Raw genomic sequence first — 16,025 nt, 5'->3', positions numbered from 1 at the left:
GCCGGACGGCACGCTCCACGACCATGAGAACCTCACGAAAAGCGCTCTCGCTGGTAGCGGTCCTGGCGCTGGCCGGCTGCGGAGGCGGCCAGGATCCGGCCGCGAGCGGCGATCAGAACAACGGCGACAAGAGCCCGCTCGCGGAGTACATGGGTGAGGGGTTCATGAGCTCCGGTGGCGGCGGGATGCGGATCTCGATCCGGGCCGGCGGCGGGCAGGGGTCGTCCGAGGAGGAGCTGGCCAAGCAGCGCAAGGTCGAGGACGCCACCGTCGCCTGTATGAAGGACGCCGGCTTCGAGTACGTCGCCGTACCGCCGGAGGCGCAGCCGAAGAACAAGTTCAACGACGCCTTCAACCTGCCGCCGGACAAGTTCGCCCAGCAGTACGGCTACGGGATCAGCACGATCGACTGGTCCAAGGCCGCCGACGACACCGATCCGAACACGAAGATCCGCAACGCCCTGTCGGCGAAGGCGAAGAAGGCCTACGACACCGCCTTGAACGGCCCGAACGCGACCGCCAACGGCACGGTCGTGATCGCACCGAAGGAGGGCGGCGGCCCGGCGGACAGCGGCAAGCAGGACCTGGGCTGCCGTGGGAAAGCGGTCGAGGAGGTCTACGGCAAGTCCCAGGACCGCGCGGCCGAGTTCCAGAAGTACGAGTCGCTGTTCAAGGACATCCAGGCGCTGCAGAAGCGGATCGACGACGACCAGCGCGTGGTCGACGCGACGACCGCCTGGGCCGACTGCTTGGCCGACGCGGGGCACTCCGGCTTCGAGAAGATCGACGACCCGCGGCAGAAGGTCGAGGAGAAACTGAACGAGCTGACCGGCACGCAGCCGCCGACCAAGTCCGGTGCGGGCAAGACGATCACCGGCCCGCCGTCGTTCGACAAGGTGGACTCGGCCAAGCTGTCCGAGCTGCGCAAGTTCGAGACCGACCTCGCGGTGGCCGACCAGAAGTGCCGCGCCAAGGTGTACGACGAGGCGTACAAGACGGTGCAGTACGCGATGGAGAAGGAGTTCGTCGACCAGCACAAGGCCGAGCTGGAGGCCTACCGCGACGGAATGGCGAACCGGTGACCGCATCGCCGAAGTCGCGACGCCGGGTTCTGGTCGGGGTGTCCACGGTGGCGGCCGTCTCGCTCGGGGTCGGCGTCGTGGCCGGCACGCGGATCACCTCACCGGAGGACGCGGCGGCGAAGACCGCGGCACCGAAGGCCTCTCAGATCACCGTGCCGGTGGAGAAGAAGGCGCTGTCCAGCAAGGTGGTCGGCCGGGGCGACGCGTCGTTCGACGGCGCGGTGAACATCCGGGTCGAGACCAGCGGACTGACCACCCCGGCGATCGTCACCGGCAAGGTGCCGAAGGTCGGGTCGACCATCACGGAGGGGAAGGCGTTGCTGGAGATCACCGGCCGCCCGGTGATCGGCCTGGCCGGCGTACTGCCGATGTATCGGACGCTCACACCGGGCAGCAAGGGGCCGGACGTGCTCCAGCTCGAGCAGACCCTCGACCGGCTCGGCCTCGACCCGGGCACGGTCGACGACGAGTACGACGGCAGCACCTCGCGGGCAGTGGAGCGCCTCTATGAGAAGGCCGGGTACGACGCTCCCGAACCGGACGAGCGGCTCACCCAGGCAGTCGACACCGCGGAGAAGGGTGTCGACGCGGCGAAGAACGCACTCCGCCAGGCCAAGGCCGCGTTGCAGCAGGCCAGGGCCGCGAAGGCCAAGGACGTGAGCGTTCAGCAGGGTGCGGTCGACGACGCGGAGGAGAACCTGGACGACGCCGAGGACGAGCTGGCCGACGCGCAGTCGAAGGCGGGGACGCCGCTGCCGGTGTCCGAGGTCGTCTACGTGAAGACGCTGCCGCGTCGGGTCGACGACGTGAAGGTCGAGCGCGGCGGCACGGTGAACGGCGTGGTCATGTCGGCCAGCGGCGCCTCCCTGGTCGTCACCCTCAAGGTCGACGCACAGACCGCGGAGCGGCTGAAGGCGGGCATGACCGCGAGCCTGACCCTCGGCGACGGTACGTCGGTCGCCGCGAAGGTCCGCCGGGTCACCCGCAACGGCGAGCAGTACGATGTCGTGGTCGGGCCCAACACGCTGACGGCGAAGCAGCTGGAGCAGCTGCGGGACGCGAACGTCCGGGTGACGATCCCGGTCAAGAGCACGAACGGCAAGGTACTCACGGTCCCTGTCGCGGCCCTGTCCGCCGGCTCGGACGGCGGATCCCGGGTCGAGGTACTGCGTGACGGAAAGGTCGAGCTCGTGCCCGTCACGGTCGGGTTGTCGGCCGACGGGTTCGCGCAGGTCAGCCCGAGCGGCGACGCCTCATTGGCCGACGGCGACCAAGTGGTGGTCGGACGATGACCGCCGTGGCTCTGCCGGCGCCGGTGGTCCAGATGATCGGCGTACGCCGGTTCTTCCCCGGACCACCCGAAGTACAGGCGATCCGGGATGTCGACCTCACCATCGGGCAGGGCGAGTACCTGTCGATCGTCGGACCGTCCGGATCGGGGAAGTCGACGCTGCTGCATCTGCTCGGGCTGCTCGACAATCCGACCGGCGGCGTCTACCGGCTGGACGGGGTCGACACGATGAGCCTGCGGGAGCGGCGTCGCGCCGTACTGCGGGGAGAACGGATCGGGTTCGTGTTCCAGTCGTTCCACCTGCTCGACCACCGGACCGTGCTGGAGAACGTCGCACTCTCGATGGTGTACGTCGGGGTGCCGCGGCGAGTGCGGTTGGCCCGGGCGCGAGTCGCGTTGGAGCGGGTCGGTCTGGCGCACCGGATGGAGTTCGCGCCGACCACGCTCTCGGGCGGTGAGCGCCAACGGGTCGCGATCGCACGAGCGCTCGTCGCGGAGCCGAGCCTGCTGCTCGCGGACGAACCGACCGGAAACCTGGACAGCGCCAACGCGGAGGCGATCCTCGCAGTGTTCGACGAGTTGCACCACGAGGGGATGACGCTGGCCGTCATCACCCACGACGATCACGTCAGCCGCCGCGCCCAGCGCCAGGTCCGCATCGTCGACGGAACCCTCCAGTGGTAACCCCAGCAGGCCCCCCGGATCCCGCCGGCGGGCCGTCCACCGAGCCGTCGCACGCCGCACCGGGGACCCCGCCGGAGGCGGTCCGCTCCCGGCGTGGCGTGCGCCGGCTCCGCCCTCGCCTGGCGCTCGCTGCTCTGATCCGCCGTGCGGGCTCCTCTCCCCACCCCACCCGGTCCCGCCTCCGATCTCGTCCCGCTGTGCGGGACCTGCTGGACGAGGCGCTGGCCGGGGTCGCCGCCCGGCCGACCCGGCTGATCCTGACCACGCTCGGCACGGTGCTCGGGATCGCCGCGCTGGTGGGGACCGTCGGTCTCGGGCAGACGGCGGCTGGGCAGATCACTCAGCGGTTCGACCTGGCCGCGGCGACGCGGGTCGTCGTACAGCCGGACGACAAGGGCGGACAGGAAGGCGAGGCGGCGACGCAGTTGCCGTGGGACGCGCCGGAGCGGATCCAGCGGCTGAACGGCGTCGACGCGGTCGGCACGGTCAGCAACCTCGACATCGGCGACGACCTGGTTCGCAACGTCGCCGGGGTGAACGGCGGCGAGGGCAAGGCGCTCCAGGTGATGGCAGCGTCCGCCGGTCTGTTCGACGCGGTCCGCGGCGTACTGGCCACCGGACGGTTCTTCGACGCCGGTCACGACCAGCGCGGCGACAAGGTCGTTGTCCTCGGCAAGCATGCGGCCGAGCGGCTCGGCATCAACCGGGTCGACGCGCAACCGGCGGTCTTCATCGGCGACGAGCCCTACACGGTCGTCGGGATTCTCGAGTCCGTCACCGGCCGGGCCGAGCTGAACGACGCGGTGATCATGCCGAACGGTACGGCGAAGACGGCGTACGACCTGGAATCGCCGGACGCGGTCGAGATCCGGACCCAGGTGGGCGCGGCTCAACTGATCGCCGGTCAGGCACCGATCGCGATCCAGCCGAACAACCCGAGCACGCTGAAGGTCGACGCGCCGCCGAAGCAGGGCGCGGTCCGCAAGGGCGTCGAGTCGGACCTGAACGCGCTGTTCCTGCTGCTCGGCGCGGTCGCGCTGCTCGTCGGCGGCCTCGGCATCGCGAACGTGACGCTGCTGTCGGTGCTCGAACGCATCTCCGAGATCGGCCTGCGCCGCGCCCTCGGAGCCGCCCGGCGGCACGTCGCGATCCAGTTCCTGGTCGAGAGCGTGATCGTCGGCTTCCTCGGCGGGTTGCTGGGTACGGCGGTCGGCGTACTGCTCACTGTCGGGGTGTCGTGGGTGCGCGACTGGACCCCGATCCTCGACAACCGGCTGGCCTTCGGCTCACCCCTGCTGGGTGCGTTCATCGGCCTGGTCGCCGGCACGTACCCCGCCTGGAAGGCCTCCGCCATCCAGCCGATCACGGCCTTGCGTGGCACCTGACCCGTCCCGGCTGAGCCGTGCGTAGACGAAGGCGGTGACGGCGAAGCCGATGGCGACGAAGGCGAGGACCGCGTACGACTTCCCGCTGTCGGGCAGGATCACCGCGCCGAGTGCGGCCGCGGAGACCTGCCCGACGTTGAAGATCATGTCGTAGAGGGAGAACACCCGGCCGCGATACACGTCGTCGACACCCGTCTGGACGAGGGTGTCGACGCTGATCTTCACGCCCTGCGCGCAGAAGCCGGTGAGGAACCCGCCGACGATGATCGCGGGCTGCGTGTAGAGGCCGCCGGGCATCGCGGTGACCACGGCGGCAGCGACGAACAGCAAGGTGATCCACTGCCGCAGCGTCATTACCCGGGTGGCCCACGGCGTGACGAGTGCGGCGAGGAACAAGCCGGCCCCGACCGCGCCGGTGGCGATGGCGAGCGCACCGAACGCCTCGTCGAGCCGGTCGGGTCCGTAGAAGTAGTTCCGGTACAGCAGGATCATCGCGACGGTGATGAGTCCGAAGAAGAAGCGCAGCGAGCCGATCGCGGCCAGTCCGAGTGCAGCCTGCTTGCGCTGTCGCAGATGCCGGGCTCCGTCCACGAGGCCCTGGGCGATGCCGCGGACGGCTTCGATCACGCCAGGCTCCTCACCGGTCAGGTCCGGGCCGAGCTGGTCGCGCCGCAGCCTGAGCGCCAGGAACGCGGCGGCCAGGTAGACGATCACGGTGAGTCCGAGGACGGCGAGATCCGAGTCGGCGAGCAGCTTCACCCCTGCGCCGACACCGCCGCCGATGAGGAAGGACGCCGTACCCGAGGTCGGGGTGACGGCGTTCGCCATCACGAGCTCGTCCCGCTCGACCACGTGGGGGAGGCCGGCGGAGAGGCCCGACAGCAGGAACCTGTTCACGCCGAGGGTGAGCAGGACCGCCAGGTAGAACGGCAGCCCCGCGTTGCCCACTGCAACGATGGCGCCGATGCCGACGACCAGGACCGCCCGGGTCAGGTTGGCGCCGAACAGGATCTGCCGCCGAGACCACCGGTCCAGCAGTACGCCGGTGAACGGCCCGAGGATCGAGTACGGCAGCAAGGCGACCGCGAACAGCCCCGCGATCGCCCCGGCGTCCGGCGCCCGCTCCGGCGAGAACAGCACGTACGACGCCAGCGCGACCTGGAACACTCCGTCGCCGAACTGCGACGTCAGCCGCACCGCGAACAGCCGCCGGAAGTCGCGGCGCCGCAGCAGCGTCCCAAGATCCCGGATGAACCGCACGCCTGCACTGTAACTGCCGGGCCCGTCGAGCCCGGTCGGCTCAGTCCTGCTCGGGTCAGTCGTCGGCCGGTCGGTGCAGGCGCTCGGCGGCTGTCTCACCGCGCTGGCCGACCGGGACCACGCCCGCGACCTTGCCGAGGCCGATGGGCGGCATGTTGCCGTAGATCGTCTCGGTGTTGCCGGCCGGGACGATGTACGTCTCGTGCCAGATGCCGGCGCCGCCGCCCTTGAACGAGTTGCGGAAATAGTCCAGCCAGGCCGGGCGGTGCGTCCGGTTGCCGTCGTTGGCGAACGCCTGGAGCTTCTCGACCGACTCCCAGTACTGGATCATCGTCACGCCGCGCCACGTCGGCAGCGCCCGGAACCCGAGCAGCCCGCTGTCCGGATCCTTCGACAACTCCCGCAGCATCGGGCTCATCGCCCTTCCCACCGGCAACCACGCCTTGAGCGCGCGCAGCGAGTTGATCCGGAACCCGATCAGGAACACCACGATCTCGCCCTCGTACGCGGCCGTCTGCCGCCCCTCGACCACACTCATCCCTGGCCCCTCCCCTTCAGCTCAGCAGATACTCCACCAGCGCCACGGGATGCCCGAGCATCGGAAAATGAGCACCGGCCATCTCGTCCGGCGTGAACCCCAGCCGCTCCCGCGTCACCCTCCGCAAGAAGTCTGCCGGAAACAGCAGGTCGTCCCGGCCGATCACCGCCCAGGTCGGAACCGCCGGTGTCGACGTACTGCGCCAGACCCGCCGCCGGGCCGTCGCACGGCAGGTCGACCGGAGTCACCGTGCGGCCGCGACGCCGCAGTTCGTCGGTGACCGGGTGCCAGTGCCACGACGTACAGCCGGCGCCCGGAATCAGGACGTAGTGCATATCGGTCACCTTATGGTGGGCGGATGGATCGGACGTCGTTTCCGCATTTTCTGGCGATCACGTTGCGGTGGAAGGACAACGACGTCTACGGGCACGTGAACAACGTCGAGTACTACAGCTTCTTCGACACCGTGATCAACGACTTCCTGGTCCGCTCCGGCGGGCTCGACATCCACCGCGGCGAGGTGATCGGCCTGTGTGTGGACTCGCAGTGCACCTTCAAGGAGTCGCTGGAGTTCCCGGGCACGGTCGACGCGGGGTTGCGGGCCGGGCAGCTGGGTAACTCGAGTGTGCGGTACGAGATCGGCCTGTTCCGCGAGGGCTCGGACCAGCCGGCCGCCACCGGGCGGTTCGTGCACGTGTTCGTGGCGCGGGTGGACCGCCGGCCGGTGCCGATCCCGGACCGCATCCGCCAGGCCTTGGAAGGGATCACCGGATGATCGTGCGCGGCGCCGTACTGCGAGAGATGGGTCTGCCCGGTCCGTACGCCGAGTCACGGCCGCTACGGATCGAGGAGCTCGAGCTGGCGCCGCCCGGGCCCGGCGAGCTCCTGGTCCGGATCCGCGCCGCCGGGCTGTGCCACTCCGACCTGTCCGTGATCGACGGGTCGCGACCCCGGGTCATGCCGATGCTGCTCGGTCATGAGGCCACCGGTGAGGTCGTCCGGTCGGAGGCACCAGGGTTCGCCGTGGGTGACAGCGTGGCCTTCGCCTTCGTACCCGCCTGTGGCGAGTGCGGTCCGTGTGCCGAGGGCCGGGCGGCGCTGTGCGAGCCGGGTGCCGCCGCGAACACGGCCGGCACGCTGCTGTCCGGCGTACGACGGCTGGACGGGGTGCATCACCATCTCGGGGTGTCCGGGTTCGCCGACCACGCCGTGGTGTCGGCGCGGTCCGCGGTCAAGATCGACCCGTCGTTGCCGCCGGAGATCGCGGCGTTGTTCGGCTGCGCGGTGATGACCGGCGTCGGCGCGGTCGTCAACACCGCACAGGTCCGGGCGGGGCGTAGTGCGGTCGTCTTCGGCCTTGGCGGTGTCGGGCTGTCGGCGCTCCTCGGTGCTGCGCTGGTCGGCGCGCATCCGCTCGTCGCGGTGGACGTCGTACCGTCCAAGCTGGCCTTGGCCGAGTCCCTTGGCGCTACGCACACAGTGCGTGCGGGTGAGGGCGCCGTCGAGGAAGTGCGGGAGGCGACCTCAGGCGGAGCCGACTACGCCTTCGAGACCGTCGGGAATGCGAAGGTGCTCGAGCAGGCGTACGCCGCCACCCGGCGCGGCGGCACCACGGTCACCGTGGGGCTGCCGCATCCGTCACAGTCGTTCAGCGTCCCCGCGGTCAGCCTGGTCGCCGAGGAACGCACGGTGAAGGGTTCGTACCTCGGCTCGTCGGTCCCGAGCCGCGACATCCCCCGCTACATCGCCCTCTACCAGGCCGGCCGGCTCCCGGTCGACCGCCTGCTGAGCGCGACCGTCGGACTGGACGACCTGAACCAGGCCTTCGACAACCTGGCCGCCGGCACCTCGGTCCGTCAGGTGTTGCTCTTCTGAAGGTTCTCGGCGGCCTTCAGGAAGGTCTGCGCCTCGCGGGCGCGGGCCTCGGGAGTGAACTCGTCACCGAAGTCCTCGGGGGCGGCGACCTGCCGGAGCTCGAGCGTCCCGGTGTTGCCGTCGTCGGCCGCCAGGCAGCGCCAGCCCCACTCGACCGCCTCCTCGCGGGAGGCCACCTCGATCAGGCAGAACCCGGCGATCAGTTCCTTGGTCTCGGCGAACGGGCCGTCGACCACCCGCCGCTTGCCGCCGCCGTCCAGCTGCATCCGGAAGCCCTGGGAGCTCGGCAGCAGACCCTCGCCGGCCAGCAGGACACCCTTCTCGGCCATCTCCGCCATCACCAGACCCATCTCGGTCAGGCTCCGCTCGCTGGCCAGCTCGCCGCCCTCGGACTTGTCCGTGGCCTGGAAAATCATCAGGTAACGCACCGGGAACCCCTCCCAAGTCGCTGTTAAATCCTGGGAAGAATCTAGACCCGGCGGCAACCCTTCAGGCAGGCTACGCACAGTGTGTTCGCGAGCACCGTTCGTGAGGCATGTCAAGTGAGACACGCGGAGTCCCTGAGGAGGACCCCAGTTATGCAGACCCGCCCCCGCCGCATCGGTGCCGTCATCGCCGGTGCTGCCGCCTTCGGCGTGATCGCCGTCATCGCCGGTAACCAGGCCGATGCCCGCCAACCCGCCCCCACTCCGATCGACCAACTGCTCGGCCAGGAGCTCCAGGGCAAGTCGGCCCTCGGCCGGATCCAGTCCCGGGTCACCGAGCTTGCCGACCGCAACGGCATGCCGGCCGCCCAGCTGGAACAGATCCTGGCCACCGACAAGACCAGCTGGCTGGACCGCGACGGCAAGCTCTTCTACCGCGAACCGGTCTCCGGCGCCAAGCAGACTGCCGCCGCGCCGTCCCCGCGCTGGGCCACGAAGGCGGTCGCCGCCGCGACAGGTCCGGCGTTCGAGCTGCACAGCAAGCCCGGGTCCAACCGGGTGATCTACCTGGACTTCGACGGCCACACCATCAGCGGTACGGCGTGGAACACGAACGGCAAACCCGCCACCGTGAACGTGACGGCGTACGACACGAACGGGAACCCGGGCACCTGGAGCACCGCCGAGCAGGACGTCGTCCGTGACGTCTGGGCCCGGGTGGCCGAGGACTACGCGCCGTTCGACGTGGACGTGACCACACAGCAGCCGGCCGCGGCGGCGATCACCCGCTCCGGCGCGTCCGACCAGCAGTACGGCACGCGCGTCGTGATCGACCCGACCACCTGGTACCAGTCCGGCTGCGGATGCGGTGGCGTCGCGTACGTGGGTGTGTACGACAACACCAGCCAGCACTCGTACTACCAGCCCGCTCTGGTGTTCACGAAGGGCGTCGGCACCGGCGCCAAGAACATCGCCGAGGCAGCGTCGCACGAGGCCGGCCACAACGTCGGCCTGAGCCACGACGGTACGGCGTCCGTCGGGTACTACGCCGGTCACGGCGCCTGGGCACCGATCATGGGCGTCGGCTACTCCAAGGCGATCAGCCAGTGGAGCAAGGGCGAGTACACCGGCGCCAACAACAAGGAAGACGATTTCGCCGTCATCGGCCAGAACGGTCTGGCGCTGCGCGCCGACGACCACGGCAACACCACCGCTGCCGCCACCGCTCTCACCCTTGGCACCAGCGCGAACGGCATCTACGCGAACGACTCGGACGTCGACATGTTCCGGATCGACCTCTCCGCCGGCACCTTCACCTTCGCGGCGAACTCGGCCGCGTCCGGGGCCGACCTGGACATCAAGCTGCAGTTGCTGAACTCGTCGGGCACCGTAGTCGCCACCGCCGACCCGGCGGCCGGCCAGTCCAACTCCGCCACTCCGACCGGGCTGAGCGCGAGCATCAGCCGGCAGGTCACCGCGGGCCGCTACTACCTGCGGGTCGACAACACCGGCTACGGCAGCCCTGCGAACACCGGTTACTCGACGTACGGCAGCCGTGGCGCCTACACGGTGCGCGTCAGCGCCGGCTGAGACACCTGAGTCACCCGGGGCCGTCGTTCCCACCGAGATCGACGGCCCCGGGTCATGGGGGGACCCGCCCGCCCCGGGGGGAATCTGGTGAGGAGATTCCTGGATGAAGAGCAAGTTCCGCCGCACCGGCGCGCTCGCATGCGCCGGTGCTGTCGTGTTCGGAGGTCTGGCCGTCGCGGCCGGTACTCAGGCCGACGCAGATCAGACGCCGATCGACCAACTGCTCGCCGAAGCCACGCCGGGCGGTTCGGCGCTTGGCAAGGTTCAGTCGCGGCTGGACGAGATCGCCGACCGCAACGGTCTGGCCGAGGAGCAGTTGCAGCGCATCCTCGCCACCGACAAGACCAGCTGGCTGGATGCCGACAGCAAGTTGTTCTTCCGTGAGCCCGGTCTGACGGCCGCCGAGAAGGCGCCGGAGGCGTCGCCGCGCTGGGCCACCGAAGCCGTTGCCGGAGCCACCGGTCCGGCGTTCGAGCTGCACAGCAAGCCGGGCTCCAACCGGGTGATCTACCTGGACTTCGACGGTCACACCATCACCGGTACGGCGTGGAACGCGTCCAAGGGGATCGATCCGGTCAACGTGTCGGCGTACGACACCGATGGCGATCCTGCGAACTACAGCACCGCCGAGCAGGACGTCGTACGCGAGGTGTGGGCTCGGGTCGCCGAGGACTACAGCACCTTTGATGTGGACGTGACCACGCAGGAGCCACCGCAGTCCGCGATCGACCGGTCCGGTGCCTCGGACGAGCAGTACGGCACGCGGGTGCTCATCGATCCGGACACCTGGTACCAGTCCGGGTGCGGCTGCGGCGGGGTCGCGTACGTCGGTGTCTACGACAGCACCAGCCAGCACGACTACTACCAGCCGGCGCTGGTGTTCACGAAGGGCGTCGGCACCGGTGCGAAGAACCTCGCCGAGGCTGCCTCCCACGAAGCCGGCCACAACGTCGGGCTGAGCCACGACGGCACGTCGACCGTCGGCTACTACCAGGGCCACGGCGCGTGGGCTCCGATCATGGGTGTCGGCTACTACCGCGGCATCAGCCAATGGAGCAAGGGCGAGTACGCCGACGCGAACAACAAGGAAGACGACTACGCGGTCGTCGGCTCGCACGGCCTCGCCCTGCGCGCCGACGAGGCCGGTGGCACGACCGGTGACGCAGCCGCTCTGACCGTCGGTACGCCGGCGTCCGGTGTGGTCGCGGCCGAGGACGACACCGACGTCTACCGCGTCGACGTCAGTGCCGCAGGCAACTACACCGCGACCGCGAGTGCGGCCGCGACCGGTGGCAACCTCGACATCAAGCTCGACCTGCTCGACAGCGCGGGCTCTGTCGTCGCCTCGGCCGACCCGGCGTCCGGCCAGAGTGACGCCGGTACGCCGACCGGCCTCGGTGCGAGTGTTACCAGCGCCCTCCAGCCGGGTACGTACTACCTGCGGATCGACAACGTGGGCTACGGGGACCCGCTGAACACCGGGTACTCCACCTACGGCAGCCGCGGCGCCTACACCCTCGGCATCGCGCCCTCCTGATCCCTGTGGCTGGCCGGTCTCTGGCGGACCGGCCAGCCACAGGCTCTCAAGTCAGGTGTGAGACGGCGAGATGAGCAAGGGCCGCGGACTGGTGAGCCAGAACGTCGTCATCGAAACGGACGATGCTCGAGTGGTTCGACGGAGCCTCGTCCTCGGAGACGTCGTCGGGGCGGGCGCCGAGCATGATGAACGTGCCGGGCACCTCTGCGAGGACCATCGAGAAGTCCTCGGCTCCCATCAACGGGTTCGCCAGCGGTTCGACCCGCTCCGGTCCGAGCAGGTCGGCGAGCTTGGACTGCGTCTCCGCCGTACGTCCGGCGTCGTTGATCGTGACCGGGTACTGCTTGGCGAGGGTCGCGTCGACGGTGCAACCGTGGGCCGAGGCGATTGATTCGGCCAGCGCCGGTAGCTCGCGGGAGAGCTGCTCGAGGCTTGCGTCGGAGAGCGTCCGTACGGTGGCGCCGAGCGTGGCCGAGTTGGGGATCACGTTGATCGCGACCCCGGCGGACAGTTGCGTCACGGTGATGACGACCGGGTCGAAGAGGTTCACGCGCCGCGTCACGTAACTCTGCAACGCCAGCACGATCTCGGCGACGACCGGCACCGGGTCGATCGACTTCTCCGGCTGTGAACCGTGCCCGCCCTTGCCGTGCACCGTGATGTGCAGCCGGTTCGAGCTGGCCATCACCGTACCGGGCCGGGTCTGGAAGACCCCCTTCGCGGCCAGGGCCCACACGTGCACGGCGTACGCCGCGATCGGCTTCTCGCCGCTGGCGTTCAGCAACCCTTCGCGGATCATGTACCCGGCGCCGCCGAGTCCTTCCTCGCCCGGCTGGAACATGAAGACGACGTTCCCGTGCAGCTCCTCGCGATGCGCACTGAGCAACTGCGCGGCACCTACGAGGCCGGCCGTGTGCAGGTCGTGGCCGCAGGCATGCATGTTGCCGTTCTCAGATGCGTAGTCGAGGCCGGTCTCCTCGATCACCGGCAACGCGTCCATGTCGCCTCGGAGGAGCACCGTCGGGCCCGGGTGCCCGCCCCGCAGTACGCCGACGACCGACGTCACCTCGCGCCCGGTCGTCACCTCCAACGGCAACCCGGCGATGGCGTCGAGCACCAGCCCCTGCGTCTTCGGCAACTCGAGCCCGACCTCAGGATTCCGATGCAACTCCCGCCGCAGCTCAACCACCCCCGGCGCGATCCCCGCACTCTCCCGCACCAACTCCATCAGCCACTCCTCACACCTCACCGGACCCGAGCCACCGTACCCGCCCCCCACGTGGCACACGGTCAAGTGGGTGGCTGCGGGTGGTGGGACCGCTGCGGGGGCGGCTACTGCTTCGGGGTGTAGGTGAGGATGACTACGCCGTTGCCGACCTCGGTGACGCCCGCCAGGTTCATCTGCGTCGGCGCGATCCCCGACAGCAGACCTTCTCCGGACCCGGCGACGAACGGGTGCACCCAAAGCTGCAACTCGTCCAGGAGCCCGGCCTCCACCAGCGCCTGGCTGAACGAGCCGGTGCCGTACTTCAGCAGCGTCCCCTCACGCGATGCCTTCAGTTGCGCGACCGCCTCGACGGCGTCGCCCTGCAGGACCTCGGTGTTCCAGGTCGCGTCGGTCAGCGTCCGCGACGCGACGTACTTCGGCAGCGGGTTCATCAGGTCGGCCAGTTCTCCGGGCCGCTCCGGCCACGACGTCGAGAAGACGTCGTACGTCGCCCGCCCCATCAGTAGCGCATCGGCGGAGTTCAGCAGCTTCGTGGCCTGCTCGTTGTGCTTGTCGCCCTGGAAGCCTTGCTGCGCACCCCAGAAGGCATCCCCGGCCACCATGCCGTCCAGCGAGATGTACGTCGATTCGATGAGTCTCATGGCGACGGAAAATACTGGCTCGGATCAGATCCGTCTTGTACGGAAACGCAGCTCCGAGTCTCCCCAGTCCGCTCACAGTCCAGCTCCCGGTCCAGCTCCTGGTCCAGCTCTCAGTCCACCTCCCGGTGCAGCTCCCGGTCCGGCTCCGGGTTTTCCTCACAGTCCTAGGACCGCGCTGCCTTGCGCCACCTCCGCCGGGGTATGGCCGATCAGTCGCCGGAGCGACCGGGTCAGATGCGGCTGGTCGTAGTACCCCGCCTCGCTAGCCACCTCAGCGATCGTCTTACCCGCGTGCAGCATCCGGACTGCCCGTCTTGCGCGTTCGATCAGCTCCAGCGTGCGGAGTGGAACCCCAACCGCCCGCACGAACCGGCTCTGCACGGTCCGCTTCGGCATCGTGCGTACGACGCCGTGCCGCAACTCGTCGATCAGCGGATCGAACACCATCAGGTCCGCACGCTGGAGCCGGTCGATGAACACGTCGATGTTCTGCGGCGTCGGCATCTCCCACGCCCGGCCGTCCAGCAGGATGCGACCGTCCGACAGGATCGGCAGCACCGCGTCCCGCATGTTGGTGAGTCGGGCCGGCGGGAACATCGGCAGGTACGCCCCGAGGCGGAAATCGGCTCCGAAGTACTCCGAGTCGGCCGAACACACCATGGTCGTCGCCCGGGTCGCCGGACCGCGCAGGTGCACAGCCCAGGTCCCGCGAATCCGCGCGAACCCAATCCCCGCGGTAGTCGAGGCAAGGGAGCTGAACGCTGTCGGACTGTCGCACTCCGCAGACCAAACCTGCATCAAGGGCCCGGTCGGCCCACCGACAATGCGACTGTCAAGCCCCATGCAGCGTAGTGAAACCCGTCCCCCCACCCCACGCAACCGCCTGCACCACGATGCAAACCCCAACCACGCCCGCCAGCCGGACCGGAAGCTCCCGACGAACCAAGCACCGCCGCCAACTGCCGTCTGAGGCTGCACCTGCGGGCGACTCCGTCGTGTAGTCGAGAAGCGGCGGCCCAGGAACACGCGACGCAAGGAAGTGGGCGGCGGTTGCGGGATGACGCAAGGAAGTGGGCGGCGGTTGCGGGATGACGCAAGGAAGTGGGCGGCGGTTGCGGGATGACGCAAGGCAGGCGTGGTGGGTGGCCGATGCCGGCAGCCAAACGAAGTCCAGCGCGGTGATTCCGCGGCGAGTGGGGCTAGGCAGCCGTGTTGCCGGATGTAGTCCGGCGCATGAGCCGGACACACCCCGCACCGCACACGGCGGATCAGCGGCGTCCACGGTGTCCTGGGGTTCACGTGCCACACCGTGGGTAGCCGCAAGGCGGACGACGTAGGAGCACGCGCAGGCAAGGAAGGGGTGGTGTGGCGGCGAGCACGCGGCGTGGGAGCGCGCGGTGGGCGCGTGGGTGAACACCAGGTGGGGGTGAGGGCTAGCGGTGTAGGTGTGTCGGGGTGGCGGTTGGGCGGGTGGTTGGTGCGGGGTGGGTCGGGGGTGGGGTCGTGGTGAGGGCTGGAGGGGCGATGCCGGATAGGGCTGATTGGAGGGGGGAGGGGGCGGATCTGTGGTGGGAGAGGGGTGGGGCGGGTGGCGTGAAGGTGAGGGGTTGGGCGGGGTGGGTGGGGTTGAGAGGGCCGGGGGTTGGGGGCGGGAGTTCGAGGGTGTGGTGGGACTCGGCTTTGTGGATTTCGGTGGTGAGGTGGTGGAGGAGGGCTGTGGTGGTGGAGCGGGATTGGGCGGCGGCCAGGGCGGCGGGGGCTAGTTCGTAGGTGTCGAGGTGGGCGAAACCTTGGCGGAGGATGGTTTCGAGGTGGTCGCGGGTGCTGGTGCCCGACGGTTCGAGGTCGGGGAGGCGGGTGGAGTTGTAGACGAGGGTGGTGAGGAGGGGGAACTGGCCCTCGGCGGTCTGCTGGTTGAGGGCTCGGAGGACCTCGCCGGGCCGGAGGTTGCCGCGGGCCTCCAGGTCCGCAGCCAGGATGCGGACGGCGGGAACGAAGGCTGCGTAGTAGCCGCCACCCCGGGCGTCAGCGATGCCGGGGGCAACTTTGTCCACACCTAGGCGGGTCAGGTACTCGTTCAGGTTGTCCTGAGCCCAGGCTTCGGCGACGCCTTCCTCGAGCTGCCGGCTGCCGGGACGCGTGAAGGCGCCCCGAGCCGCCTCCTGCGTCGCGCCGGCCGGGCCGAGGAAGTGCGCGTGTTCGTGCAGCAACGTGGCGAGGGACTCGCGGTACTGGACGAGGACCGGGAGCGATTGCTCCTCACCCGCATGCGAGTACATCTGGCGCAGCGGATCGAGGATGCACTCGCTGTCCAGATACAGCGTGCCGTCCCAGTGCGCGAGGCCGAGGACTTCACCGACCGTCTCAACCACCTGCCCGTTCCACGCGGTCTGACCTGCGCCGGACACTTCGACTGCCACCTGCCCACTGCGTGCCAGCAACTCCTCCAACGAGTGCGCCGGCGCGGCAACCACAGAGGCGGTCATGGG

At 69.4% G+C, this 16,025-nt stretch carries 16 protein-coding genes; 8 read left to right on the top strand and 8 right to left on the bottom strand.

Translation table 11 applies throughout. The annotated features are described in order from the left end of the window. Nucleotides 1-23 precede the first annotated feature (23 nt). From ACGFH6_RS20250 to ACGFH6_RS20235, 4 genes are all read left to right on the top strand, one after another. Nucleotides 24-1,082 (top strand): hypothetical protein, encoded by a 1,059-nt coding sequence (locus ACGFH6_RS20250; protein WP_393385815.1) that lies wholly within the window; start codon nt 24-26, stop codon nt 1,080-1,082. Then, the gene (locus ACGFH6_RS20245) at nt 1,079-2,374 is read left to right on the top strand and encodes a peptidoglycan-binding protein (RefSeq protein WP_393385812.1); all 1,296 of its coding nucleotides are present in this window, start codon (nt 1,079-1,081) and stop codon (nt 2,372-2,374) included. The genes ACGFH6_RS20250 and ACGFH6_RS20245 overlap by 4 nt, the downstream gene beginning before the upstream one ends. After that, nucleotides 2,371-3,057, top strand: a complete 687-nt coding sequence (locus tag ACGFH6_RS20240) for an ABC transporter ATP-binding protein (protein ID WP_393385809.1) — start codon at nt 2,371-2,373, stop codon at nt 3,055-3,057. The genes ACGFH6_RS20245 and ACGFH6_RS20240 overlap by 4 nt, the downstream gene beginning before the upstream one ends. A 197-nt stretch (nt 3,058-3,254) precedes the next feature. Beyond that, nucleotides 3,255-4,442 carry an ABC transporter permease gene (locus tag ACGFH6_RS20235; protein WP_393385806.1) on the top strand — a complete coding sequence of 396 codons (1,188 nt, stop codon included), beginning with the start codon at nt 3,255-3,257 and terminating at the stop codon, nt 4,440-4,442. Here ACGFH6_RS20235 and ACGFH6_RS20230 read toward each other — a convergent pair. Genes ACGFH6_RS20230 through ACGFH6_RS20220 form a run of 3 tightly spaced genes read right to left on the bottom strand, consistent with a single transcriptional unit; the run spans nt 4,344 to nt 6,406 of the window. Further along, on the bottom strand, nt 4,344-5,702 hold the full coding sequence (locus tag ACGFH6_RS20230) for an MFS transporter (RefSeq protein ID WP_393385804.1): 1,359 nt from the start codon (nt 5,700-5,702) through the stop codon (nt 4,344-4,346). The two genes, ACGFH6_RS20235 and ACGFH6_RS20230, sit on opposite strands and share 99 nt — an antisense overlap. A gap of 55 nt (nt 5,703-5,757) precedes the next feature. Further along, a complete protein-coding gene (locus ACGFH6_RS20225) occupies nt 5,758-6,240 on the bottom strand; it encodes a DUF4188 domain-containing protein (RefSeq protein ID WP_393385801.1) in 483 nt (160 codons plus the stop codon). A gap of 16 nt (nt 6,241-6,256) precedes the next feature. Next, nucleotides 6,257-6,406 (bottom strand): hypothetical protein, encoded by a 150-nt coding sequence (locus ACGFH6_RS20220; RefSeq protein ID WP_393385798.1) that lies wholly within the window; start codon nt 6,404-6,406, stop codon nt 6,257-6,259. Nucleotides 6,407-6,598: 192 nt separating this feature from the next. On the opposite strand from ACGFH6_RS20220, the gene ACGFH6_RS20215 reads away from it, so the two are divergent. Both ACGFH6_RS20215 and ACGFH6_RS20210 read left to right on the top strand, forming a co-directional pair. Then, nucleotides 6,599-7,015, top strand: coding sequence for an acyl-CoA thioesterase (locus ACGFH6_RS20215; protein WP_393385795.1), 417 nt, complete (start codon nt 6,599-6,601; stop codon nt 7,013-7,015). After that, on the top strand, nt 7,012-8,115 hold the full coding sequence (locus ACGFH6_RS20210; protein WP_393385792.1) for a zinc-dependent alcohol dehydrogenase family protein: 1,104 nt from the start codon (nt 7,012-7,014) through the stop codon (nt 8,113-8,115). Before ACGFH6_RS20215 ends, ACGFH6_RS20210 begins: the two co-directional genes overlap by 4 nt. Here ACGFH6_RS20210 and ACGFH6_RS20205 read toward each other — a convergent pair. Beyond that, nucleotides 8,097-8,531, bottom strand: coding sequence for a YciI family protein (locus ACGFH6_RS20205; protein WP_393385789.1), 435 nt, complete (start codon nt 8,529-8,531; stop codon nt 8,097-8,099). The two genes, ACGFH6_RS20210 and ACGFH6_RS20205, sit on opposite strands and share 19 nt — an antisense overlap. A gap of 162 nt (nt 8,532-8,693) precedes the next feature. On the opposite strand from ACGFH6_RS20205, the gene ACGFH6_RS20200 reads away from it, so the two are divergent. After that, nucleotides 8,694-10,130: a M12 family metallo-peptidase gene (locus tag ACGFH6_RS20200; protein ID WP_393385787.1), complete on the top strand. Its 1,437-nt coding sequence runs from the start codon at nt 8,694-8,696 to the stop codon at nt 10,128-10,130. Between the two features lie 103 nt (nt 10,131-10,233). After that, nucleotides 10,234-11,667 carry a pre-peptidase C-terminal domain-containing protein gene (locus ACGFH6_RS20195; protein WP_393385784.1) on the top strand — a complete coding sequence of 478 codons (1,434 nt, stop codon included), beginning with the start codon at nt 10,234-10,236 and terminating at the stop codon, nt 11,665-11,667. 46 nt (nt 11,668-11,713) lie between these two features. On the opposite strand, the gene ACGFH6_RS20190 is transcribed toward ACGFH6_RS20195, so the two are convergent. The 4 genes from ACGFH6_RS20190 to ACGFH6_RS20175 form a co-directional block, all read right to left on the bottom strand. Next, nucleotides 11,714-12,895 (bottom strand): M20 family metallopeptidase, encoded by a 1,182-nt coding sequence (locus tag ACGFH6_RS20190; RefSeq protein ID WP_393385782.1) that lies wholly within the window; start codon nt 12,893-12,895, stop codon nt 11,714-11,716. Between the two features lie 104 nt (nt 12,896-12,999). Further along, the gene (locus ACGFH6_RS20185; protein ID WP_393385779.1) at nt 13,000-13,536 is read right to left on the bottom strand and encodes a dihydrofolate reductase family protein; all 537 of its coding nucleotides are present in this window, start codon (nt 13,534-13,536) and stop codon (nt 13,000-13,002) included. Nucleotides 13,537-13,692: 156 nt separating this feature from the next. Next, nucleotides 13,693-14,232: a helix-turn-helix domain-containing protein gene (locus ACGFH6_RS20180; RefSeq protein ID WP_393385777.1), complete on the bottom strand. Its 540-nt coding sequence runs from the start codon at nt 14,230-14,232 to the stop codon at nt 13,693-13,695. A 737-nt stretch (nt 14,233-14,969) separates the two neighbouring features. Next, nucleotides 14,970-16,022, bottom strand: coding sequence for a hypothetical protein (locus ACGFH6_RS20175; protein WP_393385774.1), 1,053 nt, complete (start codon nt 16,020-16,022; stop codon nt 14,970-14,972). Between the last annotated feature and the right edge of the window lie 3 nt (nt 16,023-16,025).

Source organism: Kribbella sp. NPDC049227 (assembly GCF_043197265.1).
GTDB lineage: Bacteria > Actinomycetota > Actinomycetes > Propionibacteriales > Kribbellaceae > Kribbella.
Note: the sequence above shows the minus strand (reverse complement) of the source record. Positions and strands in the feature narration are given on the sequence as shown.